Below are 25,020 nucleotides of genomic sequence, written 5' to 3' on the forward strand. Positions count from 1 at the left end.
AGCACTGCCTTACACTGCACGCCTATGACCAACATCCCCCTGACCGAAATTACCGAACCCGCCGTTACCTGTTCAACGTGCGCGGCATGCTGCTGCCAGCTGGAAGTGATGCTGATCACCGATACCGGTGTGCCCGAGCGTTTTATTGCAGAGGATGACTGGGGCGGCGAAGTGATGCTGCGCCTGGATGATGGTTGGTGTGCGGCTTTGGACCGCAACACCATGATGTGCACCATCTATGAGCTTCGACCACTGATTTGCCGCGAGTTCGAAATGGGCGAAGTCGAATGCCTCAATGAACGCCAGGGCATTGCCACGGCGTATCGCTAAATACCTGCCCCTACAGCGGCATGGTGTAGTGCAGCGCATAGCTTTCTACGCCGTCATTGGTGCTGGAGATCCCGGCATTGGAATAGTGGGTCGCACGTATCCCGACCTCATGACCACCGGCAAAGCGCAGGCCAAACCCCAAACGGTCTTCAAACTGGAAAGCTGTTCCCAGACGGTTGCCCTCCACTTCAGTGTGCGAGAACAACGCCACCCCGATCCCGGCTTCGAGATAGGGCTTTACGCTTCCACCGGCAAATTCGTACACCAGCACGGGCGAGAACGATAGGCTATTACTCGCGGATGACTTGTCACCTTCCCAGTAGGTATAAGCCCCATCCCAATAGCCGGTCAGACGCCCCACATCACTTTGTAGCCAGCTTTTGTCCCAATCAGATTTCAAGCCCAGACGGTAGGTCATGGTCGATTCGCTGGTGTGCCCCACCGCAAATTCAAGCCCGGCAGCCTGTGCAGTAAAACTTTGCCCCAGTGCAGCGGCTGCAAGCGCAGCCAAACAAAAAAGTCGCTTCATAAGAAAATCCTATTTTCATATGCCCATGTCAGTGGTTATGCGCTTCATCAGGCAGGTGTCATGAAGCATAAGTTCTGTTTTTTTACAGACCGAAGCTTCGCACAACGCCAGATTTATTCCACAACACAGGCAGGATATTTCCGAAGTGTTCAGGAGAAGCGCTGGTCCAGAACTGCGTTTCAGCAGGCGGGCCAGCTGCCAGCAAGCCGCGCTCAGCCAACAATCGCTTGAGCTGGCGCGCCACGGCGGCACCGGTGTCGATCAGGGTAATCGAACCAGGAAGCATCTGGCTTAGCAGAGGCTTGAGGAAGGGGTAATGCGTACAGCCAAGAATAATGGTGTCACAGCCCGCGGCCAGCAACGGTTCGACATAACCGCGCAACAAAGTACGCAAGGTATCGCTGTGCAGGTCGCCGGTTTCGATCAGTTCCACCAGGCCCGGGCATGGCTGAGTGACAACCCGCACATCGCTGGCAAAACGATCGAGCAAGGCGGCAAATTTGGCGCTCTGCAATGTGCCGGTCGTGGCGAGTACGCCTACCACACCACTGCGGGTGGCCGCTGCCGCCGGTTTGACCGCTGGCTCCATACCGACCATGGGCCAGGTCGGGTAACGCTGACGCAAATCCGCCACCGCAGCCACCGTTGCAGTATTACAGGCCAGCACCAGCGCCTTGGCGCCTTGCTGCTGGAAAAAATCAGCCATTACCGCGCAGCGCTGACGAATGAATTCGGGGCTTTTTTCGCCATAGGGGATATGCCCGCAGTCCGCCACATAAAGCAGCGACTCGTTGGGCAATAGCGCGTGGATCTCCTTGAGTACCGACAAGCCACCGACGCCGGAGTCGAAAACGCCAATCGGCGCCTCACTCATGGCCAGTACCGCATACGCTGCAGGCCGGGTCGCGCTTGACCCGCAATTCGCGAAAACGCGTGTTCGAGGCATCGACCAGCAACAGCCGCCCCACCAGTGGCTCACCAAACCCGGCCAATACCTTGAGCGCTTCAAGGGCCTGCAAGCTGCCGATCACCCCCACCAGGGGACCAATGACGCCGGCTTCGCTGCAGGTCAGCTCCTCTTCGCTGCCATGCCCGTACAGGCAGTGATAGCAAGGGCTGGCACTCTGGCGCGAGTCAAACACCGACAGCTGCCCCTCAAGGCGAATCGCCGCGCCACTGACCAACGGCTTGCGCGCCGCAACACAGGCCTTGTTCACCGCTTCACGGGTGGCAAAGTTGTCGCAGCAGTCGAGCACCAGATCCACCGCGGCAACGGCGTCGGCCAGCGAATCAGCATCCAGCGCCGAGCGGTGGGCAACCAGCTTGAGATGCGGATTGATCAGGCGCAGTCGGCGCAACGCCGAGTCCACCTTGCTCTCGCCAACATTGGCAGTGTCATGAATGATCTGACGCTGCAGATTGGTCAGGTCAACGCTGTCAAAGTCAGCCAGATGCAGCTCGCCGACACCGGCGGCGGCCAGGTACAGCGCGACGGGCGAGCCCAGCCCACCCAGCCCGACAATCAGCACACGGCTGTTTTTCAGCTTCAGCTGGCCATCGATATCAACCTGTTGCAACAGGATCTGTCGGCTATAGCGCAACAGCTCCTCGTCGGTCAGCACGGCAGGCGGCCCAATGTAATACGTTCGTGGCCGCCCAAGTCCGTGCGGCTTTCAACCTCGGCAAAACCTGCGTCCTGCAACAGTTGGCGCACAGCTGCAGCCTGATCGTAACCGTGCTCCAGCATCAACCAGCCACCTGCATTCAAGTGCTGCGCAGAAGCGGTAATGATCTGGCGGATATCGTCCAGGCCATCGGCACCGGCAACCAGAGCGCTTTCAGGTTCGAAACGCACATCGCCTTGCGCCAGGTGAACATCACCGGCAGCAATATAGGGCGGGTTGCTGATAATCAGGTCAAAACGCTGGTCGTCCAGCGCGCTGAACCAATGGCTGGTAAACACATTGACGTTGTCGAGCTGCAAACGCTGGCGATTGCGCTCGGCCAGAGCCACGGCCTCAAGCACGCGGTCAACTGCCGTGACGTGCCAGGCGGCACGTTCACTGGCCAAAGCCAGGGCGATTGCACCGCTGCCAGTGCCCAGGTCCAGCACTTTGGCCGGGGTTGCGGGCAGCAGGGCCAGCGCGGTTTCGACCAGCAGTTCGGTGTCCGGGCGCGGGATCAACGTATGCGGCGCCACTTCCAGATCAAGGTTCCAGAAACCCTGCTGCCCCAGAATATAGGCCACCGGCTCTCCGGCACGGCGGCGCAGCAAGTACTCGGCGAAGGTCAAGGCGGCTTCGCTGCTAACGATTTTTTCGGGCCATGTGTGCAGATAGCTGCGCGACTTGCCCAGGGCAGCGGCCAGCAGCAGCTCCGCATCAAGACGGGCCGTAGGTGAATCAGGCAGTTCAGCAGCACGCAACAAGCTGGCAATAATAGTCATTTATTCACCCAGGGCTGTCAGTTGATCAGCCTGAAACTCCGCCAATAAAGGCTCGATAACGGCATCAACGCCGCCAGCCAGTACGTCATCCAGGGAATACAGGGTCAGGTTGACACGATGGTCAGTCACTCGCCCCTGCGCGAAATTGTAAGTGCGGATGCGCTCGGAACGATCCCCCGAGCCCACCAGCGACTTGCGCTCGCTGGCAATGGCATTGGCCGCGGCGCTGGTTTGCTGGTCATTCAATTTGGCCGAGAGCCAGGACATCGCCCGCGCCCGGTTTTTATGCTGGGAACGCTCTTCCTGACACTCCACCACAATGCCCGAGGGCAAGTGAGTAATGCGGATGGCCGAGTCGGTCTTGTTGACGTGCTGGCCACCGGCTCCGGAGGAACGGTAGGTATCCACACGCAAATCGGCCGGGTTGATCTCGATGGCTTCCTGCTCATCGGGCTCTGGCAGCACCGCCACGGTACAGGCCGAGGTATGGATACGACCCTGGGATTCGGTTGCAGGTACACGCTGCACGCGGTGTACACCGGACTCGAACTTCAGCTTGGCGTAAACATTCTCACCTTCGACACGGGCAATGACTTCTTTATAGCCACCATGCTCGCCGATGCTTTCGGACAGGATTTCAACCCGCCAGCCACGGCGCTCGGCGTAGCGCGAGTACATGCGAAACAGGTCACCGGCAAAAATCGCCGCTTCATCGCCACCGGTGCCGGCGCGAATTTCCAGAAACACGTTGCGCCCGTCATTCGGATCCTTGGGCAGCAGCATGCGTTGCAGGTCTTTTTCCAGTTCGATCAATCGCTCTTTGGCTTCACGAACTTCCTCGACTGCCATTTCGCGCATGTCCGGGTCGTTGTCCTTGAGCAACGCCTGGGCGCCTTCAAGGTCGGCCTGCACTTTGAGCCACTGCGCGTAAGCGGCAACAATGGGTTCAACTTCCGAGTATTCCTTGGAATAGGCGCGGAATTTGGTTTGATCGGAAATGACTTCGCCATCGCCAAGCAATGCGGTCAGTTCTTCAAAACGGTCCTGGAGGATGTCCAGTTTATTAAGCAGTGACGCTTTCATTACTATTTTTTATCCGCAGAGCTATGCGATGAGCCCTCACCGAGGGCAAAAAGTTCTTGGGCCATGGCCAGCGCATCGAGGCGGCCTTCGGCGGAAAGTTTTTTCAGTTGTACGCTGGGGGCATGAAGCAATTTGTTGGTCAGCCCGCGCGCCAGTTGTACCAGCACATCTTCCGGATTGCTGCCGTTGGCGAGCATGCGCTGGGCCTTTTGCAGCTCTTCGTCACGCAGGCGTTCGCTTTGCTGGCGGTAGGCCTTGAGCACATCCACAGCCGCCAGTTCACGCAGGCGCACCATAAAATCGTCAGCGCCGATGCTCACCAGCTCTTCTGCCGCCTGGGCCGCGCCCTGACGGCTCTTGAGGTTTTCCGCAACCACTTCGTGCAAGTCGTCGACGGTATAGAGGTACACGTCGTCCAGCTCACCGACTTCAGGCTCGATATCCCGGGGAACGGCAATATCGACCATAAAGATCGGTTTGTGCTTGCGCAGTTTCAGGGCGCTTTCGACCGCGCCCTTGCCCAAAATCGGCAATTGGCTGGCCGTGGAGCTGATCACGATGTCGCTGTGTACCAGCTCCTGGGGAATATCCGACAGCAGTACCGCGTGGGCGCCAAACTGCTCAGCCAGGGTACTGGCGCGTTCCAGGGTACGGTTGGCCACCACGATACGCTTTACTCCCAGGTCATGCAGGTGGCGGGCGACCAGGGTAATCGTCTCGCCCGCACCGATCAGCAAGGCCTGGCTGCGCTGCAGATCGCTGAAGATCTGCTTGGCCAGGCTCACCGCGGCAAAGGCCACCGAAACCGGGTTTTCACCGATGGCGGTGTCGGTGCGCACCTGTTTGGCCGAGTTGAACGTGGCCTGGAACAAGCGCCCCAACAACGGCCCGACCGTGCCCGCCTCACGCGCCACGGCATAGGCAGACTTCATCTGGCCGAGAATCTGCGGTTCGCCCAACACCAGCGAATCCAGGCCTGAAGCCACGCGCATCATGTGACGAACGGCTGCGTCGTCTTCATGGATATAGGCGCAGGCACGCAGTTCATCGAGGCTCAGGTCATGATAGTCCGCCAGCCATTGCAGCACACGGTCTGCCGAAAGGTGGTCCTGCTCTATATAGAGCTCGCTGCGATTGCAGGTGGAGAGGATCGCAGCTTCGCGACTGTCGGTTAGGCGGCAGAGCTGCTGCAAGGCCTCAACCAACTGCTCCGGAGTAAAAGCCACGCGCTCGCGGACGTCTACTGAAGCAGTCTTGTGGTTAATACCGAGTGCGAGGAAGGCCATTCAAGATCGCTGATGATGACAAGAAGCCGACAATTGTCCTACTTCGCCAGATTCAGAACAACCATTGCTGACTATTGTCTCTATAGTTAACGTCTGTTGAACACATCATCAGCCCCGGATATCGATAGTCGCACCTGTTATGGTTTGCACCATTGCATGTGTCATGATGCCCAGACCGCAGGTAAGTCGCCCATCTCTTATATGAATAGATCCTCCGCGTTGCTCCTCGCTCTCGTCCTTCTCAGTGGCTGCCAGGCTCTGGCCCCCACGTCCCCGGATGACTCATCCGCGGCAGAAGACGTTTCCTCCACCCCGGAAAAACCCACGGTCTACAGTTCGTTCAGCGAAGACACGCTGTACAGCCTGTTGAGCGCCGAGCTGGCCGGCCAGCGCAATCGTCTGGATATCGCCCTCGATAACTACGTGACGCAAGCGATCAACACGCAGGATCCGGGAGTTTCCGAACGCGCTTTCCGTATCGCCGAGTATCTGGGCGCCGACCAGGCCGCACTGGATACCTCGCTGATCTGGGTGAAAAACGCCCCGGACGATATCGAGGCGCAACGTGCTGCAGCCATTCAGCTGGCGCGCAACGGCCGTTATGACGAATCCCTGGTCTACATGGAAAAAGTCCTGCAGGCCAAGGGTGATACTCACTTCGATTTCCTGGCCCTGGCGGCCATAGAAACCGATGCGGATACCCGGGCAGGTCTGCAAAAAAGTTTTGACAGCCTGCTGGCCAAGCACCCGGACAACGGTCAGCTGATTTTCGGCAAGGCCTTGTTGATGCAACAGGACGGTGATGCCGAAGGCGCGCTGAAGCTACTGGAAAAGAACCCGCCGCAAAACGGCGAAGTCGCCCCGATTCTGTTGCGCGCCCGTTTGTTGCAAAGCCTCAACCGCGGTGATGAAGCGTTGCCCCTGCTGAAAAAAAGCGTCAGCCAGTACCCCGATGACAAGCGCCTGGGCCTGACCTATGCGCGCACCCTGGTCGAGCAGAACCGCATGGCCGAGGCAAAAGTGCAGTTTGCCAGCCTGGTGGAGCAATACCCCGAAGACGATGAGCTGCGATTCTCGCTGGCACTGGTTTGCCTGGAAGGCAAATCCTGGGACGAAGCCGAAGGCTATCTGCAAGAGCTGATCGAGCGCGACAGCCATGTCGACTCGGCGCATCTGAACCTGGGCCGCATCGCCGAAGAACGCAATGATCCCGAGGGCGCACTGGTTGAGTACGCATTGGTAGGTCCCGGCAGCGAATACCTGCCCGCACAACTGCGCCAGGCGGACATCCTGATCAGCCATGGTCGCGGCGCCGAAGCCTCGAAAAAACTGGCCTCGGCCCGTGGTGCACAGCCCGACTACGCCATCCAGCTGTACTTGATAGAAGCCGAAACCCTGGCGGCGAACAACCAGACTGATCGCGCCTGGAGCACGTTGCAACAAGCACTCAAGCAATACCCAGACGATCTCAACCTGCTGTATTCACGCGCCATGCTGGCCGAGAAACGTAACGATCTTGATCAGATGGAGCGGGATTTACGCGCCATCATCAAGCGTGAACCTGACAACGCCATGGCATTGAACGCCCTGGGCTATACGCTTTCGGATCGAACCACTCGCTACACGGAAGCCAAGGCGCTGATCCAGCAAGCCTATGATCTGAACCCGGACGACCCTGCTGTGCTCGACAGCCTGGGCTGGGTGAATTATCGCCTTGGCAATCTGGATGAGGCCGAACGCTTGCTGCGCCAGGCGCTGGAGCGTTTTCCTGATCAGGAAGTAGCCGCTCATCTGGGCGAAGTGCTGTGGGCCAATGGCAAGCAGCGTGAAGCCAAAACAATCTGGGGCACTTTTCTTAAAGAAAATCCTGACAGCCCTATTCTGCGCAAAACCATTTTGCGCCTGACCGGATCAGAGACTCTTTAACTCATGTTTTATCGTCACTTGCGCCATCTCGTGGTTTTCAGCCTGATTGCCGTGCTCGCCGGTTGCGCGGGCTTCGGCGCCCGCGAATCCGTAGAAGGCCACGGCAGCCCTGCCCTGTGGTCAGCCCACAAACAGCAATTGACCCGGCTCGACGGCTGGCAAATCAGCGGCAAAGTCGGCATTCGCGCCCCTAAAGAATCGGGCAGCGCCACGCTGTTCTGGCTGCAGCGCCAGGACTATTACGACATACGCCTTTCCGGTCCGCTGGGCCGCGGAGCCGCTCGCCTGACCGGGCGCCCGGGCAACGTGCTTCTGGAAGTGGCCAATCAGGGCCGCTATGAAGCACCGACCCCTGAAGCGCTTTTGGGCGAACAATTGGGCTGGAGCCTGCCAGTGTCACATCTGGTCTGGTGGGTACGCGGCTTGCCTGCGCCCGGCAGCAAAAGCCGGGTAACATTGAATGCTGACAGCCGCCTGGCCAACCTGGAACAGGACGGCTGGAAAATCGAATATTTGAGCTATGTCGAGCAAAACGGCTTCTGGCTGCCTGAGCGGGTCAAGCTGCACGGCCCGGATCTGGATGTCACGCTCGTGGTTAAAGATTGGCAACCTCGCTTGTTGGGTCAATAAGATGCAAGACCGTCTGAATCGAAACACTCTGGTTTTGCCCTCCCCGGCAAAGCTTAATCTGATGCTGCACATTCTCGGTCGTCGCAAAGATGGCTATCACGAACTGCAAACGCTGTTTCAATTTCTCGACTACGGCGATGAAATGACCTTTGCCGTGCGTGACGACGGAGTCATTTGCCTGCACACCGAATTCCCCGGTGTTGCTCATGACGACAATTTGATCGTCAAGGCCGCAAAAAAGCTTCAGGCACAATCCGCTTGCCCTCTGGGGATCGATATCTGGATCAAAAAAGTGTTGCCCATGGGCGGCGGCATCGGTGGCGGCAGTTCCAATGCCGCCACCACACTGCTCGCGCTCAACCATCTTTGGCAACTGGCCTGGGATGAAGACCGGCTGGCAGCGCTGGGCCTGACTCTTGGGGCCGACGTCCCGGTTTTCGTTCGTGGCCACGCCGCATTTGCTGAAGGTGTCGGCGAAATTCTTACGCCTGCCGAGCCAGAAGAACCCTGGTATCTGGTGCTTGTCCCGCAAGTATCTGTAAGTACTGCAGAAATATTTTCAGATCCGTTGTTGACACGTGACTCTTTGCCCATTAAAGTGCGCCCCGTTCCCAAGGGAAACAGCCGAAACGACTGCGAAGCAGTAGTGAAGGAGCGTTATCCAGAAGTACGTAACGCTTTGAATTTGTTAGGTAAATATACCGAAGCAAAATTAACTGGAACTGGAAGTTGTATATTTGGGGCCTTCCCAAACGAAGCAGATGCTGATAAAGTGCTGCACCTTCTTACAGAGACCCTTACAGGGTTTGTAGCAAAAGGAAGCAACGTTTCGATGTTGCATCGCAAGCTGCAAAATTTGTAAAAGGAAACGGGTACACGGTACTCGTAGCAACAGATACAGGGGCGTCGCCAAGCGGTAAGGCAGCAGGTTTTGATCCTGCCATGCGTTGGTTCGAATCCAGCCGCCCCTGCCATTTCTTATACTCATCCAGGTTACCCTCAGCCTTCAGGTACTGCGCGTGTCCAAGATGATGGTCTTTACGGGGAACGCTAACCCCGATCTGGCTCGGCGTGTCGTACGTCAGCTGCATATCCCACTCGGTGACATCTCTGTCGGCAAGTTTTCCGACGGCGAAATTACCGCTGAGATTAATGAAAATGTCCGCGGTAAAGACGTTTTCATCATTCAGCCGACTTGTGCTCCGACCAACGATAACCTGATGGAACTCGTCGTGATGGCTGATGCCTTCCGCCGCTCCTCAGCGACTCGTATTACTGCTGTTATTCCTTACTTTGGTTATGCCCGTCAGGATCGCCGTCCGCGTTCCGCACGTGTGGCTATCAGCGCAAAAGTTGTTGCTGACATGCTTACCGTAGTCGGCATCGATCGTGTTCTCACGGTTGATTTGCATGCTGACCAAATCCAGGGTTTCTTCGATATTCCTGTAGATAACATCTATGGCTCCCCAGTTTTGGTGGATGACATCGAAGATCAGCGCTTTGAGAACCTTATGATTGTGTCCCCGGATATCGGCGGCGTCGTGCGTGCACGTGCTGTTGCCAAATCCCTGGGCGTCGATCTGGGTATCATCGACAAACGCCGTGAGAAAGCCAATCACTCTGAAGTGATGCATATCATCGGTGATGTCGAAGGGCGTACCTGTATTCTGGTTGATGACATGGTCGATACCGCCGGCACGTTGTGCCACGCGGCTAAAGCCTTGAAAGAGCATGGTGCTTCCAAAGTGTTCGCCTACTGCACACACCCTGTGCTGTCGGGTCGGGCAATCGAGAATATCGAAAATTCCATGCTGGATGAGCTGGTGGTGACTAACACCATCCCGCTGTCCGCTGCCGCACAAGCCTGTTCGCGTATCCGCCAACTGGATATCGCACCGGTTGTGGCTGAAGCGGTTCGCCGCATCAGCAACGAAGAATCGATCAGCGCGATGTTCCGATAAGGGCCCTGCCCTTTCAGGACTTCTGCTGACGAAAAGCGCCCCGCCCCAGCAATCCGTTGGGGCGGGGCTTTTTTGCCCATACCGTCCATGGCGCTGGTCGCAAACGCCAGGGCGGATGTGGTTATTTTGGAGATACAACATGAACGATTTTACTCTGAATGCTGAAGTGCGTTCCGACCTGGGGAAAGGTGCGAGCCGCCGCCTGCGTCGTCTCGCAAGCCTGGTTCCAGGTGTAGTTTACGGTGGCGAAAAAGCCCCTGAATCCATCAGCATGCTGGCTAAAGAAGTTGCCAAACTGCTCGAAAACGAAGCTGCTTACAGCCACGTTATCGAACTGACCGTTGGCGGCGTTAAGCAAAACGTGATCATCAAAGCTCTGCAACGTCACCCGGCTAAAGGCCACGTGATGCACGCTGACTTCGTACGCGTTGTTGCTGGTCAAAAACTGACTGCAATCGTACCGGTTCACTTCGTTGGTGAAGCGGCTCCGATCAAGAAAGGCGGCGAGATCTCCCACGTTGTTGCGGAAATCGAAGTTTCCTGCCTGCCAAAAGACCTGCCTGAATTCATCGAAGTTGACCTGGCTAACGCTGAAGTCGGCTCGATCATTCACCTGTCGGACATCACCGCTCCTAAAGGCGTTGAGTTCGTAGCTCTGGCACACGGTAACGACCTGGCAGTAGCCAACGTTCACGCTCCACGTGTTGCACCAGAAGCAGCAGAGTAATTCATTACTCTGTCGTTGGAGTCTTGAGAAACATCGCGAGCTAACACGCAGCGAGTAAAGCGGACAAGATCGCGAAGTTTACTCACGTAAACCCGCTTTCTTGTCCGTTTTCGCCGCTAACCGTTAGCGGCGATGTTATCCACAACTCCATAGAAGGGCCCTTGTCGTGACCGCCATAAAACTGATCGTTGGCCTGGGAAATCCAGGCACCGAATACGAACAGACCCGGCATAACGCAGGGGCCCTTTTTGTTGAGCGTCTCGCGGCAGCCAATGGGGTAAACCTCGTTGCAGACCGCAAATATTTTGGCCTGACCGGGCGCTTCAGCCACCAGGGTCAGGATGTTCGTCTGTTGATTCCCACCACCTATATGAACCGAAGCGGCCAGGCCGTTGCGGCGCTTGCCGGTTTCTACCGCATTGCGCCGGAATCCATATTGGTGGCCCACGACGAACTCGATCTCCCGCCAGGCGTTGCCAAGCTCAAGCTGGGCGGCGGCCACGGAGGTCACAACGGATTGCGCGACATCATCGCGCAACTGGGGAACAACAAAGATTTCTACCGTCTGCGGCTTGGCATTGGCCACCCGGGCGTCGCCAGCATGGTGTCCAACTTTGTCCTCGGTCGTGCGCCACGCGCCGAACAGGAAAAACTGGGTGCCAGCATCGATTTTGCCCTCGGCGTGCTGCCGGATATCCTCGCCGGGGAATGGAACCGTGCGATGAAAAACCTGCACAGCCAGAAGGCCTGACTCTTTTTCCGAGGGGAAACACCATGGGATTCAACTGCGGCATCGTCGGCCTGCCTAACGTCGGCAAGTCCACCCTGTTCAACGCCCTTACCAAGTCCGGTATCGCGGCCGAGAACTTCCCCTTCTGCACGATCGAGCCGAACACCGGTATCGTGCCGATGCCCGACCCACGCCTGGACGCGCTGGCTGCCATCGTCAAGCCACAGCGTATCCTGCCGACCACCATGGAGTTCGTTGATATCGCGGGCCTGGTGGCTGGCGCATCGAAAGGTGAAGGCCTGGGTAACAAGTTCCTGGCCAACATCCGTGAGACCGATGCCATCGCTCACGTGGTCCGCTGCTTTGAAGACGAAAACGTTATTCACGTTTCCAACAGCGTTGACCCGAAACGCGACATCGAAATCATCGACCTTGAGCTGATCTTCGCCGACCTCGACAGCTGCGAAAAGCAACTGCAGAAAGTCGCGCGCAATGCCAAAGGCGGTGACAAGGAAGCCGTAGCCCAAAAAGCCCTGCTGGAACAGCTGATCGCCCACTTCACCCTGGGCAAGCCGGCACGCAGCCTGATCAAGAACATGGACGCAGATGAGAAAGCCATCATCAAAGGCTTCCACCTGCTGACCACCAAGCCGGTGATGTACATCGCCAACGTGGCTGAAGACGGTTTTGAGAACAACCCGTTGCTGGACGTTGTGCTGGCTATCGCTGAAGAAGAAGGCGCGATCGTTGTTCCGGTCTGCAACAAGATCGAAGCAGAAATCGCCGAGCTGGATGACGGCGAAGAGAAAGACATGTTCCTGGAGGCCCTGGGCCTTGAAGAGCCTGGTCTTAACCGTGTGATTCGCGCCGGTTACGAAATGCTGGACCTGCAAACCTACTTCACCGCCGGCGTGCAGGAAGTTCGCGCCTGGACAGTAAAAGTAGGTGCGACCGCCCCTCAAGCAGCCGGTGTGATCCACACCGACTTCGAAAAAGGCTTTATCCGCGCTGAAGTTATCGCCTACGACGATTTCATCAAGTTCAACGGGGAAGCGGGCGCGAAAGAAGCCGGTAAGTGGCGTCTGGAAGGCAAGGAATACATCGTTAAAGACGGTGACGTCCTGCACTTCCGTTTCAACGTGTAATACAGCACACGTATAAAAAACCGCGCCCAGGCGCGGTTTTTTTTGGCCTGGCGTTTGTGGCGCACTCCGGGGCGCACTCCGGGGCGCAACAACGGTCTATGGTTAACGCCATCTCACCTCATGATCGGGAGCCTCAATGATTCCCCGCGCCAAATTCCTCAGCCGCTATACCGACCCCATAGTCGAAAAAATCAAGGCCCGCTGGTCCCTGGGCTGGCGAGACGCCCTGGCCTCAGCCATTGCCGCCGCACTGGCGTGGATTATCGCCCGGCATTTTTTCGGTCACATACACCCCGTGTTTGCCGCAATCAGTGCCGTGGTGTGCCTGGCTCCAGGCCTGCCCAGTCATGGCAAGCAAGCGGTGGGCCTGATGGTGGGTGTCGCCACCGGGATCATCGTAGGCGAAGCCGCCTTGTGGTTGCCGGATGCTTACCCGTTGGTGCGTATTGGCTTTGCCACCTTCTCTGCCATCGCCATCGCGGCACTCTATGGCCTGGGGGCCGTGGTGCCCATCCAGGCCGGTGTATCGGCGGTGCTGATGCTGGCCGTAGGCCCGGAAAGTGCTGGCGTGGTACGGATGCTTGATGTGGTCGTGGGCTCATGCGTCGGGCTGGTTTTCAGCCAGATACTGCTGACCCCCAACCCGATCGGCATTATCGACAGCTCCGCCAAGGAGTTGCTCGAAAAGTTGGCGTCGGGATTCGGTAAAAGCCTGCAAGCTCTCGAAGGACAAGATGCGGCCAAGGCTCAAAATGCCGTGCAGATATTTTCCAGGGCCCACGACAGCCTTATTGCCCTGGAGAACGGCATCAGCATGGCCCGCAATACCGCCCGCTGGACCTTGCGCGGGCGCTTTGTATCACGGGAAGTCAAAGACATTGCCAGCCGTTACGAGCGCCACGCCGTGCGTTTATACGCCAGCTCCCTGTTGTTTGCAGAAGCCTTTGCCGATGCCTTGCGCAAGGAACAGGGCCCGGCACCGTCCTCCCTCCACGAACGGCTGGCAAACGTTGCTTCAGGCTGCGCCTCGATCGCCAGCGACGATGAACACCCGGTACTCATCCCCGTAGCCGGCGATGAATCGGCCGATGTTGTGTCAGCACCGTGGCAGCTGTGCATGCAGCACTTGAGCACCGTTGAAAGCGCCCTTCTGACCTTCGGATTTACGACTCAGGGCGATAGCAGAAAAAACCCTGAATAAAAATACGAATAAATACCCGTTTACCCTTACCTCCACGAAGTTCGATCCATGGAGGTAAGGCACGCTATCCCTACGCCAATAAATACTAATCCTTACCGTGTCTATGTGTTTTAGCTCTCGACAGGCGGCCAGTTCAGGCCTTGGTTTAAACCGTCAACACCTTCAAACTATAAAATAAAAAGCGTTGTTTATACCTGTTTAACATTGCGAATTTCCCCTCACAAAAAAACATGGCGCCGGAGTATATTCAATGGGATCCTTTCGCCCGGACAAAGAGCCTTCAAGCCTATATTTTTTCGATGACACACAACTTCACGCTACTGTCAGAAATGCGGCAGCACAAAATATCGACATAATGCTTCATGGTGAAACAGGCACAGGCAAAGATACATTGGCCGAGCATCTGCATACCTTATCCGGGCGCCGTGGTCGTTATATCGCACTCAATTGCGCGGCCATCCCCGAGAGTCTGGCGGAAAGCCAGTTATTTGGTGTCACCCAGGGCGCATTCACCGGCGCCCTGCAATCACGAGCAGGATTTATAGAAGCTTCAGATAAAGGCACTCTGTACCTGGATGAAATAGACAGCATGCCGCTGACTTTGCAGGCCAAATTGTTGCGCGTTCTGGAAACCCGTGGTGTTGAGCGATTGGGCTCGACAACATTCATCCCCGTGGACATGCGTGTGATTGCCTCGGCCCAAACCTCCCTTGCGAAGTTGGTGGCACAAGGTCATTTCAGGTGCGACCTGTACTATCGCCTGAATGTCGTGAACCTGCACTTGCCGCCTTTGCGAGAACGACGCGAATACATTACCCCCTTGTTTATGGAGTTTATTCAGCGCGAGGCCCGGCATTTCAACTCATCCATACCGGTACCGAACACTTCGCTGCTACAACAGATCATCTGTCACGACTGGCCGGGCAATGTCAGGGAGTTGCGCTCCGCAGCAAAGCGCTTTGTGCTTGGGCTACCCCCGCTGGATACGTCTCCCTGTGAACATGAATCCACAATTCTAAATTTAAAAATGCGCCTGCAACAAATAGAAAAGCAGTTGATCGCAGACTGCATGCGACGCCACTTTAATTGTATCGATTCTGTGGTAATCGAACTTGGGATTGCCAAACGCACGCTGTACCACCGAATGAAACAATTAGACATTTACTGAGCAACCCCCACTGGAACTGCCCACATTGATATCGACACTTAAATAGCGAACAGACGTTCTGTTGCACTCCCGATACCGAACCAAAGAGGTACATACATGCTCCCTTTACTGTCACTTGTAATGCCCTTTGCGAGCCAGGTCCTCAACGCACTTGGCGGATTTGGAAAAACAAGAATGCCCCCTGCAAACCCGGCAAATACTCACACCAAAAACATCGATCCTGCTCCAACGAACATATACATAAATAATAAAATTTCGTTCTGACCTTCCTAAAAAAAACCAAGAGGATACAGACCATGCTTGGAGCACTATTTGGACTCTTTGCAGGAATGGCGCGCGGTGCTGGCGACGACCCCCTCCAAGCGCAAAAAAACTTTGCGCGCGAACAGGAATGGAAAGCCGCCGCGGCCGCCATGCACAAAACGGGAGTTGACACGAGAAACGGCATAGCCGCCGGAGTAATGGACTCAAGTAGCAAGTCAATGAATGCAACCTTTGCAGCTGCCAAGGCCATCTCGTACTGATTTTATTCATACCGCCCCATCTCGAATGGGGCATCCGGCCAATCGGGGCGTGCAGCCACACAAGCATGCAACTACAACTCACAGCTTGAGGTTTCAAATGAAAACCCACTTTCCTTCGAAGCTCCCCCAGGCCGTCTTGAGTGCCTCTGAACTACCCTCGCACACCCCCGAACTGGCCGATATCCATTGGTTCAACGCCTCCTTGCTTGCCACGGCAACTAAAGCAACCAATACCGAGATATCCGATAAATTGACCAGCCACCCACTCAAACAGCGCTCTGCACTTTTAGCGGGTCTGTCGAGTACCGCCGCAAGGGCCCTGCAAAAAGCCAGTACCAGCACCGACCCCCTCGACATGCTCAAATCCACCCGGGCCCTGTCGGCGCTCCACCTTGAGACCGTGCTGAGCGCCAAGATGATCAGCAAGACGTCACAAGCCATCGAAAAACTCACCAATCTGTCTTAGGTAACCGCATGGCAGCGCGCCTGATCAAGAGCGTGTGTTTCCTGCTCGTGCTGGCCGTCACCGGTTGTGGTGAAAGCGTGGTGCTTCACAGCCAGCTCTCCGAACAGGAGGCCAATGCAGTCATTGCTGAACTGGCAGACAAACAGGTCCACGCTCAAAAAGTCCCCGATAAAAATGGCATTTCCATTCGTGTCAGAACAGAAGCTATCAGCCGGGCGATTAACTCGCTGTCGGCGGCTGGCCTGCCCAGAACAAAGCGCTCCACACTGGGTGATATTTTTCGCAAGGAAGGTGTCATTTCTACGCCACTTGAGGAGCGCGCCCGTTACATCTATGCGCTGTCACAAGAGCTTGAAGCCACACTGTCGAGCATTGACGGGGTGATAGTCGCGCGCGTGCATGTGGTACTGCCCGAGCGTGTGGCGCCAGGTGAGGCCGTGCAGCCCGCATCCGCTTCGGTGTTTATCAAACACGATGCCAGACTGGACCCCGACGGCATCCAGTCGCGGGTACGGCGGATGGTTGCCAGCAGCATTCCGGGCATGGCAATGGCAATCGACAACCCGCACAAAATAACCACGGTTTTTGTTCTTGCCGCCGCGTTTCAGGACAACCAGCAACTGCTGTTCTTCGGACCTTTTCTGGTGCCGCAGCAAGACCTGGGGTTCTGGAAAAGCCTGTTCGCTGCACTGGTGACAGGGTGCCTGCTGGCAATCATTACGCCAGTTGTATGGTTAAAGCTGCGCAAAAAGGGCTCTGCATGAATGACATTGATGCCTGGGTACAGTGGTGGGCCTTGCCATGGCGCTACGCTCATCCGCACTGGCAGATCCTTGACGCATCGCCCGCCTTGCTGCGCAACCAGCATGCAGGCGCCAGCAAGAGCTTGGGTATCGCCCCCTGCCTGCCCTGTGCGCCCACAACCAGCCTGATGCAGCTGGCACTGGCGCAACCGGCGCACTATGACGCGTTGCTGCAAAGGGTCGAGCGTATCTGCCGCACTACACCTTCCGCTGCACGGGATGACACGCAGCGTTTGTGGTGCCAGCGCCTTGCCAGGGCTTTGCACCCGCAGGACTGGCTCGAGCCCGCCGACGATCCCTTGCAACTGCTCAGAGCATGGCTCGAACCACCGGTCTGGCAGAGGTTGCGACTGCGCTTTGCCCCTGCACGGATCGAAACGCTGGAGCAAAAACCGGTGCAGGCCATTTCACCGGCCAAACTCCGAACGCTCTGGCAAACAGTGTTGTGGCACACACGAGCCGGCGACGAGGGGCACAACCATGCTGACACGCCGCACGATTGAGCTGCAGCCAGGCGCAACCGGGCTGCCCCAGGTACTGATCAGCAGCCAGACCCTGATCGATTGCGGCCTGGCCAATGAGGTGCTGGCCCAGGCACGTGCCCAGGCAGACGAACTGCTGAGTAACGCTGAAAACGCTGCCGAAACGCTGCTGCAAAAGGCCCACAGCGAATTCTGGCAACAGGCCAATGCCCATCTGGCGCGTTGGCAACAGGAACATGGCGGCTTGTGCCAAGCGATTGAAACCAGCGCCTCGCAAGTGGTCAATCAGGCTCTGGAGCGATTGCTCGGTGAGGTGCCACCACAGATGCGAATCAATGCCTTGCTGGCGCAACTGCTGCCAGCCCAATGTCCGCCATTGAATGCAACCCTGCGCTGCCACCCGCAGATGCTTGCACCTGTACGGCAGTGGCTAAGCACCCGCCCGGATACCGCATGGCAACTGCAAGCAGATGAACGCCTCGACCCCTTCGCTCTGGTGCTGGTCACTGCGCAACACGACCTGCGCATTGACTGGGCCACAACGCTCAAGGCGCTGCTGATCCCCATGACCACTGATGGAACTGATCCAGCAGGAGCTACCACTGAGTGGTGAGTATTGACTGATGGAGGTTCTATGGCTTCGTTCGAAAGCATCCAGCGTCGCATTGACACCCGCTTTATCCAGGCCCAAAAAAAACTGGAGGAGATCGCCCTGAACAATCAAGCAAGCCCCGAAGACATGCAGCGCTTCCTCGACGCTTCACAAAAAATGGCCATTGCCAGTTTCTCGATCAACGAGCAAACCCGATTCAAGCACAGCCTGACCAAAAGCATTATTGATGCCGTGCAGTGATGCTCGGGTTCAAGCACTCCCTGCAACGGGCCCTGTTGCCAGCTCTTTTTTTGCTAGCCAACGGGGCGATGGCCGCCGTTCCACAGGAGTGGCAAAAAACGCCTTATGCCCATGAAGCCAATAACCTGTCAGTGCCTGATTTTCTAGGGGCCTTTGCCCATACCGTGGGCCTGCAACTACAGATTGATGGCGCGCTTCAAGGCGTCGTAAACGGCAAGCTGCGCGCCGACACGCTCACCGGTTTAATGGAGCGGCTTGCACTGGAACACCGTTTCCAGTGGTTTGTGCATAACAACACGCTCTACATCAGTTCGCTTGACCAGCAGACCACGAGCAGCCTTGAAGTTGCGGACGATACCATTGCCGATCTGAAGCTGGCCCTGACCCGGATAGGCCTGCTGGATGAGCGTTTCGGCTGGGGCGAGTTGCCGGATATCGGCGTGGTACTGGTGTCCGGGCCCAAACGCTATATCGAGCAGATCAGGCAGTTCAGTCGCAAACGGGCAGAACCCGCCAATAAACAGGATGTGCTGACTTTCACACTGCAGTTCGCCAATGCGGCAGACCGGCAGATCGATTATCGGGGCGAAAAACTGAGTGTGCCCGGTATCGCCAGCCTGTTGCGCGGGTTGCTCGATACCAAGTCATCGAGCCCGTTCGCTGCTCCCTCCCCCGGCCCCTCGCCAGTATCCGGCACGGCCTCCCGCATGCCTTATTCAAGCAATCCACCACCGCCCGCGCTCACCGCCGATTTGAAATCATCAGGCCTGAACGCCATCCGCGTGGAGGCCGATGTGCGTAACAACAGCGTGTTGATCTACGACGCCAGCGAACGCCGGACGCTCTATCAGGCACTGATCGCCAAGCTCGATGTCCCGCGCAAACTCGTGGAAATAGACGCCGTGATTCTCGATATCAACCGCACCCAACTCAACGAACTGGGGACGAAATGGGGCTTTCAGAGCGGCCGTTTCGGGATGGCTACTGGGTGGTCGGGCACTTCCCCGACAACCGTGTCCATGATCCAGACTGACCGTTTTACAGCCGAGATCAAGGCGCTTGAAGCCCGCGGGCTGGCAACGGTGGTATCCAACCCCTCGATCATGACCCTGGAAAACCAGCCCGCTGTTATCGATTTCAATCGCACGCAATATATCCAGGCCGTCGGTGAGGGCGTGGCCAACATCATGCCGGTCACCACCGGCACCAGTTTCCAGGTCATACCCCGGGTAATCGAAGCCAGTGGCGCCAATCAGATTCACCTGATCATCGATATCGAAGACGGCACCTTTGCCGATAACACAGGGCAGCATTCCACACCGGATGTTCGCAAAGGCAACATCAGTACCCAGGCAGTGATCCACGAAAAACAATCCCTGGTCATCGGCGGTTTTCATGTCGCTGAAGAGGTCGACAGCCGCAATCAAGTCCCTGTATTGGGAAATATCCCCTGGCTGGGCAAGCTGCTGTTTTCGTCCACGCAGAACACTAAAAATCGCCGTGAGCGGCTGTTTATCCTGACACCCCGCCTGATTGGCGACCAGACCAACCCTGCCCGCTACCTGCCACAATCGGATCAGGCGCAACTGGAGGCAGCGCTGACCCGATTGAGACGGCGTGATGCGAAGCAGCCAGTGATTCAGCGCTCCGATATTACCCGGGTGTTCCGTCAACTGGTCACGGGCCACGTGCCTGGCCGGTTCACAGCGATGCCGATGCCGCCCCGGACGGGCAGCCTGTGCAAAGCGTTCACGTCTCTGAAAGTCGATACCGAGCGTCATCAGTGGTACGAAAGTGAGGACTACAACGTGGCCGTACTGGTATTGCACAACCAGAGCCAGAGCCGGGTGCGCGTCGATGAACGTGATTGCAGCACTGCCGGCACCCTGGCGGTGAGTGTCTGGCCGACTCCGTGGCTGGCGCCCGGCGAACGTGCGGAGGTGTTTATCGCGACACGAGCACCCGAGCCCGACGAACAATCAAGCGTGTCTCGGCCATCATTGCTGGAGGCCACGCCATGACTCGGCTGATCGCAGTTGCCATGGCGGCGGCCATGGCTGGACTGTTGCAAGGCTGCACCTCGGATTGCCGTGCAGACCTGTGCGCGCGCCCGGCCTCCAGCGCCAGGACGCTGGTGATCTGGTGGCCACCACACATGCGTACAGAAACAGGCTCGTATGCTGAACGTTCAGACCATCACGTTGTGCCTCTGGAACCCTAGATCAACCGTGCAACGACCCATTGCCCCGGTGATCTGAAGACATTCAAACCCACGCGTCCAATCCTGCGCAGGGTCTTTGCCCTCACCCCCATGTACCGGCCTGTCTGATTATCAGCCAGGCCGGTATTGTCATTACATCAAAGGGCTGCGGCCATGCCGGATCTTTTGGTCAAGCTGCTCGGGATTCAGCTCCCGAATACGAGCCGAGGGCAACGTATCCTTGAACTCAACGCGCAAGGGAGTGTTCTGATCCATACCGTATTTCAACTCAATGTTGAGGAGTTTGCAGGAATTGCTCAAGGCTGCCCTGCTGGAGTAGGCCACAAGAGGAATGGGGGTCTTCATAGCGTCGGTTCTAGTTGCCGTATAGCTTACAGCCAAGGTTTTAATCCGCAGGTTGTCCGGGTTTTCCAGGGCCTTTTGCACATCATTTATGGCGTTAGGCCCATCCCCGATCTGATTGTCAATCATGCGCAGTACCTTCGGCTTGACCTCCAGCCCGATCACTACCGAGGTGCCCTGGCTGCTTTCCAGGTCGTTGATGATCCGCTCGAATTGTGGCTGCTGGGCAAACAGCCGGAGAATTGCCGCCTTGTTAGCAGGCGCAGCGTCATTCAGCCACTCATGGTCAGGGCCACCTTTTACCCCCACATAGGAAACCGTTCTTTCAACTGATTTGAGTACTCGCCGACCTTGTGCGGCCAGCGCCTGCTGGTGAAGGCAGGTTTGCAGCTGTTCATTGAGGGCATGGTGCTCTTCAGAACGGGTAGCCGGTGACGGTAGCTGAATGAATAGACGATGCAGATGTTGCAGTTGCTCCACCAGTGGGCCCTCTGCTGCAAACGAGGCCAGGTGTTGCTTGAGTGGCGCAGAATGCCGGGACAAGGCATCGCGTAACCCATTGACTTGCGCCTGATCGATCACAGCAGGCTGCTTGAAGGTAAAACGCATGCTGCGGGCAACACTGCGATCAAACCCCAGGGTGAACGAAGAATCACTCGTGATATAAGGCACCCACGTAGGCCCATCGGAACCGAGCTGAGTCCACAAGGCGCCATTGGCCGGCGCCGCGCCTAAAGAGGCACTGCCTCTGGCTAACCATTGGGTATTCACGCTTTGGGCCCGGGTTGTCTCATCCTGCCCCAAGGCGACAGCCTTGCGCTGGTCCGCATGAAACAGCTGAAGATTCCCCCCCGCATTTACCATGGTACGTAGCAGGGCACCGGGGGCATTCGAGGTTTCCGGGATTATATGAAAGCGCGCCTGCACATGAGCTGACACACTCCAGCCCAAAGCATTTTTCGAGCTCGTGCCGCTCTTGTGATTGCTGCCAAGATCCAGCAAGTCGAAAACGTTCCCTTTCTCCCCGGTGAGGATGGCCATCATTGCGGGAAAATCTGCCTCCCTGATATCAAAGCTGACGCTTTGCTCGTTTTCATGCGTCAACGCCAATGTAGTCTCAGCCCCTACCCTGAGCCGGCCTTCGAGTGGCACCTCGGAGGGAAGCAACATGTTACCGACGCCTACAGAACCAGTGACGGTATGGCCAGTGCCCATATTGATGTCAACGCTGACCCCCTGATCGGTTCGAGTCAGCGTTATGCCGTTGGTATTGTCTCTAGAAACACCCCCTATGATTTCAAGCAACGGGACTGGAAGTAAGAACAGGGATGCCGATAAGGTTTTGCTCCGGCTCGATGCAACTGACTGGCCGCTTTCAGACTTTTGAATGCATTGCAGCAGAGCCTGCTTGACCGTCTCTTGTGGATTGAGCCCCAAGGTAGTGGTTATATGAAAATTGAGCGCTGATCCCGGGGTACCCAAGTCCCTGGCCAACAACTTGAAGTTGTTATAGAGCGTTTCTGCCTGCTTCAATCCATTGATGTTCTGCGATGTTTTCTTGTGTACCGGGCTGTTTTGATAGTTCTCTATCGCACTCTCCAGGCGGGCTGTTATTTCGGCCTGATCAGGCGCTTTACCCTCCAGCCGATCGACCAGTTTGAGCAGCCTGAAAAGTGTGCGGGCGTGCTGAATCAAATCGCTCTCGATCAGCCCGGTCGAATTGCTCAAATCACGTTTCAGACCAGCGTCGTGCAACGACAAACAAACACCCTGTTTTTCGTAACTGCGCAGCAAGGCCGCTGTGATATCAGACTTTGAAGACCCCATATTCTCGAAGGACTGGCGAATTCGGGACAGGTTGCTCGCTGAGCCTTCAGTGGGTTTGCCACTCGTTGTGGGCAGATAATCCGGGATCACACGGGCTCCCTTGATCTCGCCCAATCGCCTGGCCAATTGCACGCTGCACTCTTCTACCTGACTCAGAAAACGCTTGAGTTTTGTGGCCAGGGCCTGGGTTGGCTGGCCCTCGCCCAGGCGGTCAAGGCGACTTGAAATATCCATCGTACGGGGTGTCACGCTCGCCAGCGTACGCAATAGCCCCTGCAGTTCCCGCACATCCGCGTAGAGGTCTGCCAGCCCGCGTCGCCCTTTAACATCATGCTGGATACCAAGGCCGATATTCTTGATCCCCTGAACAGGATGAAAATGGGCTAAAGCACTTTTAATAACCCCACGATCAACCGACAGGGCTTCAGTCTTGTGGCCAAAACAATCGGAGGTCACGGCCCAGGAGGTGCCGTTGTCCTGACTCTTCAACTCAGCGTTGCCCAACACCGTACCCAGTGATCTCGCGGGGGTGTTTGAGTGTGCCGTTAAAGGTTTCCATTGCGGGTCGCCATCCGCTGAAACAATCAACTGCCGATAGTGTTCACCCCATCTTTTTTGTTGCGCATTGTTTTCACCCCAGCTGACGATCAATTGCTGACCTGCTCCCATACGCAACGACTTGACCGGCGCATTGTCCGGCACCGGCACGGGAGTCCAGGTGAGCGCTGAGGTGCAAGGGGTTTGCCAGTGAGCCTTGTCGAGCTTGAGCAGTTCGCCGGCGCCGGTCTGTGCATACAGATCTCCCTGACGGTCAAGTGCCAGCGCCACAAGCTCTTTAGGCCGGGTAAAGGTCAAGACCCTGGCCTTTCCGTTGACGTGGGCAATCAGCTTGTTTTCAGCATCAAGCGTTACAAATTGCCTGGCGTTATCGATAGCAAAACCGGTGATCTTTCGCTCGTTATTCTCAACCATGGCGCCACCAAGGTTGATATGGGCATGAGCATCATTAACAGGTGTCAGGTCATAACTGGCACCGCTGTACGCAGCATCCCGCGTTTTATGGATTGCCAGCGCTTTCAGCTCTGCACCTTGCAATACATAAGCGCGACCATCCAGGCCACGCTCCAGTCGCTCCACATTGTGGTGAGCGCTTTTATCCCATTGCTGTGAGCGCTCGTTCCAGCACAGCAATGTGTTGCCCTCAAGCGCAACCTTGCCCCGCGGCCCAAGGTCCACACGACCGGCGAGTGTCTGCAGCCCGGGCTCGGGCAAACCTGTGTCGTTCACTCTGAGGATCACATCACTGAGGTTCCAGCCCGATGCCTGATCAGGGCCATGGCTTAAAGGGGTGCTGTGTAACTGGCGGCGGGAGTCTAGGACAAGGGCGTTGAGCCGGCCTTGATCATCATGCATAAAGCCCTTGATGCTGACTGCGCCCTGATGCAGTTGCTCAAGATTATCGAGTGACTCAGGGCGCATGACCAATTGCCCGCCCTCGGCATTGCGCAGGTTCGCGCACAAAAATTCACCCTGAGGTGTCGAGGCGTACAGCACATCGCCCGCCAGCCCCAGATGCGCCAGTTGCACCGGTTTACCCGACTCGTTGACGGGAACAAGACAAAGGACAGCATCGGCTGTGTCGCGACTGATTTTTAGCGTGGAACCCTCAAGGCTCGCCTGCGTTTTACCATCAATGCTCATGTCCGACACACCCTGCGGCACTTTCATCAGTTGCCCTTGAGCACTCAAGCCAATACGCCTGTATCGAGCCTCGTCCTTGTCGGGCAACCAACGAAGCGTCTGTGCTTCAAACCGGCACAGGCGTTGGTCGACCACACGAAACTGGCCGCCTTCGGCGGTTGTTTGCACACCGCTTATCTGCCCCAGATGGGCACGCCCGGGATTGATCGGGGGCGACGGGTAAAAACTCAGGGGAAGACTGCTTTTAAGTACTGCAGCGGCGGCAGGGGTGGACTGGATATGAAATACATTAAATTTGTCGTCCCTGATTCGCAGGTTCCGGGCAGGGCCTGCGTAAGGGGCATCTTGCTTAAACGGCCTGGACAACTGATTCAGTTGGTCGGCAATGTCCTGGCCCACATACGAGCCTTGGGTCACGACTTTTCCTTCAGCCAGGCTGGCGCTGAATGCCAGAGAGGGCTGCTGATAGTGACGAAAACCGGTCATTTGCACCGATTCGGTGGGGCCAGAAGTGTTCGGGGAGGCTGTGCCGCGCATTTCTGACGGCGCTGGCTTTGCGGGTTCAAAAAAATTGACGTCCATGACTGCTCTACTCTGACTGGCTGATGAAGAGTGAGTGACCATGGAATAGCGCCCGGT

25 protein-coding genes and 1 tRNA gene are annotated in these 25,020 nt (G+C 56.8%); 19 read left to right on the plus strand and 7 right to left on the minus strand.

The window, feature by feature from the left end; all coding sequences use genetic code 11:
- Positions 1-24 precede the first annotated feature (24 nt).
- Positions 25-330, plus strand: coding sequence for a YkgJ family cysteine cluster protein (locus ACP7BE_RS18155; RefSeq protein WP_095001104.1), 306 nt, complete (start codon positions 25-27; stop codon positions 328-330).
- A gap of 10 nt (positions 331-340) precedes the next feature.
- On the opposite strand, the gene ACP7BE_RS18160 is transcribed toward ACP7BE_RS18155, so the two are convergent.
- The 6 genes from ACP7BE_RS18160 to hemA all read right to left on the minus strand — a co-directional run bounded on the left by ACP7BE_RS18160 (position 341) and on the right by hemA (position 5,674).
- On the minus strand, positions 341-859 hold the full coding sequence (locus tag ACP7BE_RS18160) for an acyloxyacyl hydrolase (protein ID WP_095001103.1): 519 nt from the start codon (positions 857-859) through the stop codon (positions 341-343).
- 82 nt (positions 860-941) lie between these two features.
- Positions 942-1,733, minus strand: coding sequence for a glutamate racemase (gene murI / locus ACP7BE_RS18165; protein WP_426106745.1), 792 nt, complete (start codon positions 1,731-1,733; stop codon positions 942-944).
- Positions 1,726-2,481 carry a molybdopterin-synthase adenylyltransferase MoeB gene (locus ACP7BE_RS18170; RefSeq protein ID WP_426106747.1) on the minus strand — a complete coding sequence of 252 codons (756 nt, stop codon included), beginning with the start codon at positions 2,479-2,481 and terminating at the stop codon, positions 1,726-1,728. Before ACP7BE_RS18170 ends, murI begins: the two co-directional genes overlap by 8 nt.
- Positions 2,475-3,305 carry a peptide chain release factor N(5)-glutamine methyltransferase gene (prmC, locus tag ACP7BE_RS18175; protein ID WP_095003172.1) on the minus strand — a complete coding sequence of 277 codons (831 nt, stop codon included), beginning with the start codon at positions 3,303-3,305 and terminating at the stop codon, positions 2,475-2,477. Before prmC ends, ACP7BE_RS18170 begins: the two co-directional genes overlap by 7 nt.
- Complete coding sequence (prfA, locus tag ACP7BE_RS18180) at positions 3,306-4,388, minus strand: peptide chain release factor 1 (RefSeq protein ID WP_095003173.1); 1,083 nt, start codon at positions 4,386-4,388, stop codon at positions 3,306-3,308.
- Between the two features lie 2 nt (positions 4,389-4,390).
- Entirely contained in the window at positions 4,391-5,674 is a 1,284-nt protein-coding gene (gene hemA, locus ACP7BE_RS18185) for a glutamyl-tRNA reductase (protein WP_095003174.1), read from the minus strand.
- A gap of 201 nt (positions 5,675-5,875) precedes the next feature.
- On the opposite strand from hemA, the gene ACP7BE_RS18190 reads away from it, so the two are divergent.
- The 18 genes from ACP7BE_RS18190 to hrpT all read left to right on the plus strand — a co-directional run bounded on the left by ACP7BE_RS18190 (position 5,876) and on the right by hrpT (position 20,511).
- Complete coding sequence (locus tag ACP7BE_RS18190) at positions 5,876-7,600, plus strand: tetratricopeptide repeat protein (protein ID WP_426106750.1); 1,725 nt, start codon at positions 5,876-5,878, stop codon at positions 7,598-7,600.
- Between the two features lie 3 nt (positions 7,601-7,603).
- Entirely contained in the window at positions 7,604-8,230 is a 627-nt protein-coding gene (gene lolB / locus ACP7BE_RS18195) for a lipoprotein insertase outer membrane protein LolB (protein WP_095023089.1), read from the plus strand.
- 1 nt (position 8,231) lies between these two features.
- A complete protein-coding gene (gene ispE, locus ACP7BE_RS18200; RefSeq protein ID WP_426106753.1) occupies positions 8,232-9,092 on the plus strand; it encodes a 4-(cytidine 5'-diphospho)-2-C-methyl-D-erythritol kinase in 861 nt (286 codons plus the stop codon).
- A 37-nt stretch (positions 9,093-9,129) separates the two neighbouring features.
- Positions 9,130-9,204: transfer RNA gene (locus ACP7BE_RS18205), tRNA-Gln, on the plus strand.
- Positions 9,205-9,249: 45 nt separating this feature from the next.
- Complete coding sequence (locus ACP7BE_RS18210; RefSeq protein ID WP_019825119.1) at positions 9,250-10,191, plus strand: ribose-phosphate pyrophosphokinase; 942 nt, start codon at positions 9,250-9,252, stop codon at positions 10,189-10,191.
- A gap of 139 nt (positions 10,192-10,330) precedes the next feature.
- On the plus strand, positions 10,331-10,918 hold the full coding sequence (locus ACP7BE_RS18215; protein ID WP_426106755.1) for a 50S ribosomal protein L25/general stress protein Ctc: 588 nt from the start codon (positions 10,331-10,333) through the stop codon (positions 10,916-10,918).
- 166 nt (positions 10,919-11,084) lie between these two features.
- Positions 11,085-11,669 carry an aminoacyl-tRNA hydrolase gene (gene pth, locus ACP7BE_RS18220; protein ID WP_426106757.1) on the plus strand — a complete coding sequence of 195 codons (585 nt, stop codon included), beginning with the start codon at positions 11,085-11,087 and terminating at the stop codon, positions 11,667-11,669.
- Between the two features lie 23 nt (positions 11,670-11,692).
- The gene (gene ychF, locus ACP7BE_RS18225; RefSeq protein WP_086798695.1) at positions 11,693-12,793 is read left to right on the plus strand and encodes a redox-regulated ATPase YchF; all 1,101 of its coding nucleotides are present in this window, start codon (positions 11,693-11,695) and stop codon (positions 12,791-12,793) included.
- A gap of 136 nt (positions 12,794-12,929) precedes the next feature.
- Positions 12,930-13,994 (plus strand): FUSC family protein, encoded by a 1,065-nt coding sequence (locus ACP7BE_RS18230; RefSeq protein ID WP_095003178.1) that lies wholly within the window; start codon positions 12,930-12,932, stop codon positions 13,992-13,994.
- A 250-nt stretch (positions 13,995-14,244) separates the two neighbouring features.
- Complete coding sequence (locus tag ACP7BE_RS18235; protein ID WP_133144320.1) at positions 14,245-15,162, plus strand: sigma 54-interacting transcriptional regulator; 918 nt, start codon at positions 14,245-14,247, stop codon at positions 15,160-15,162.
- 296 nt (positions 15,163-15,458) lie between these two features.
- Positions 15,459-15,686 carry a hypothetical protein gene (locus ACP7BE_RS18240; RefSeq protein WP_095003180.1) on the plus strand — a complete coding sequence of 76 codons (228 nt, stop codon included), beginning with the start codon at positions 15,459-15,461 and terminating at the stop codon, positions 15,684-15,686.
- Positions 15,687-15,783: 97 nt separating this feature from the next.
- The gene (locus tag ACP7BE_RS18245; protein WP_218723674.1) at positions 15,784-16,152 is read left to right on the plus strand and encodes an EscI/YscI/HrpB family type III secretion system inner rod protein; all 369 of its coding nucleotides are present in this window, start codon (positions 15,784-15,786) and stop codon (positions 16,150-16,152) included.
- Between the two features lie 8 nt (positions 16,153-16,160).
- A complete protein-coding gene (gene sctJ, locus ACP7BE_RS18250) occupies positions 16,161-16,916 on the plus strand; it encodes a type III secretion system inner membrane ring lipoprotein SctJ (RefSeq protein WP_095019656.1) in 756 nt (251 codons plus the stop codon).
- On the plus strand, positions 16,913-17,458 hold the full coding sequence (locus tag ACP7BE_RS18255; protein WP_426106762.1) for a type III secretion protein: 546 nt from the start codon (positions 16,913-16,915) through the stop codon (positions 17,456-17,458). The genes sctJ and ACP7BE_RS18255 overlap by 4 nt, the downstream gene beginning before the upstream one ends.
- Positions 17,436-18,050, plus strand: a complete 615-nt coding sequence (gene sctL / locus ACP7BE_RS18260; protein WP_426106764.1) for a type III secretion system stator protein SctL — start codon at positions 17,436-17,438, stop codon at positions 18,048-18,050. The genes ACP7BE_RS18255 and sctL overlap by 23 nt, the downstream gene beginning before the upstream one ends.
- 21 nt (positions 18,051-18,071) lie before the next feature.
- A complete protein-coding gene (locus ACP7BE_RS18265; protein WP_095019658.1) occupies positions 18,072-18,290 on the plus strand; it encodes a type III secretion protein HrpF in 219 nt (72 codons plus the stop codon).
- Positions 18,291-18,358: 68 nt separating this feature from the next.
- Positions 18,359-20,311, plus strand: coding sequence for a type III secretion system outer membrane ring subunit SctC (gene sctC / locus ACP7BE_RS18270; protein WP_426106766.1), 1,953 nt, complete (start codon positions 18,359-18,361; stop codon positions 20,309-20,311).
- Positions 20,308-20,511 carry an HrpT family type III secretion system protein gene (gene hrpT / locus ACP7BE_RS18275; RefSeq protein ID WP_095003187.1) on the plus strand — a complete coding sequence of 68 codons (204 nt, stop codon included), beginning with the start codon at positions 20,308-20,310 and terminating at the stop codon, positions 20,509-20,511. Before sctC ends, hrpT begins: the two co-directional genes overlap by 4 nt.
- A gap of 132 nt (positions 20,512-20,643) precedes the next feature.
- On the opposite strand, the gene ACP7BE_RS18280 is transcribed toward hrpT, so the two are convergent.
- Positions 20,644-25,005, minus strand: a complete 4,362-nt coding sequence (locus tag ACP7BE_RS18280) for an AvrE-family type 3 secretion system effector (RefSeq protein ID WP_426106769.1) — start codon at positions 25,003-25,005, stop codon at positions 20,644-20,646.
- Positions 25,006-25,020: the final 15 nt, after the last annotated feature.

It is taken from the genome of Pseudomonas sp. TWR1-1-3 (genome assembly GCF_049896805.1).
Lineage (GTDB): Bacteria > Pseudomonadota > Gammaproteobacteria > Pseudomonadales > Pseudomonadaceae > Aquipseudomonas > Aquipseudomonas bubulae.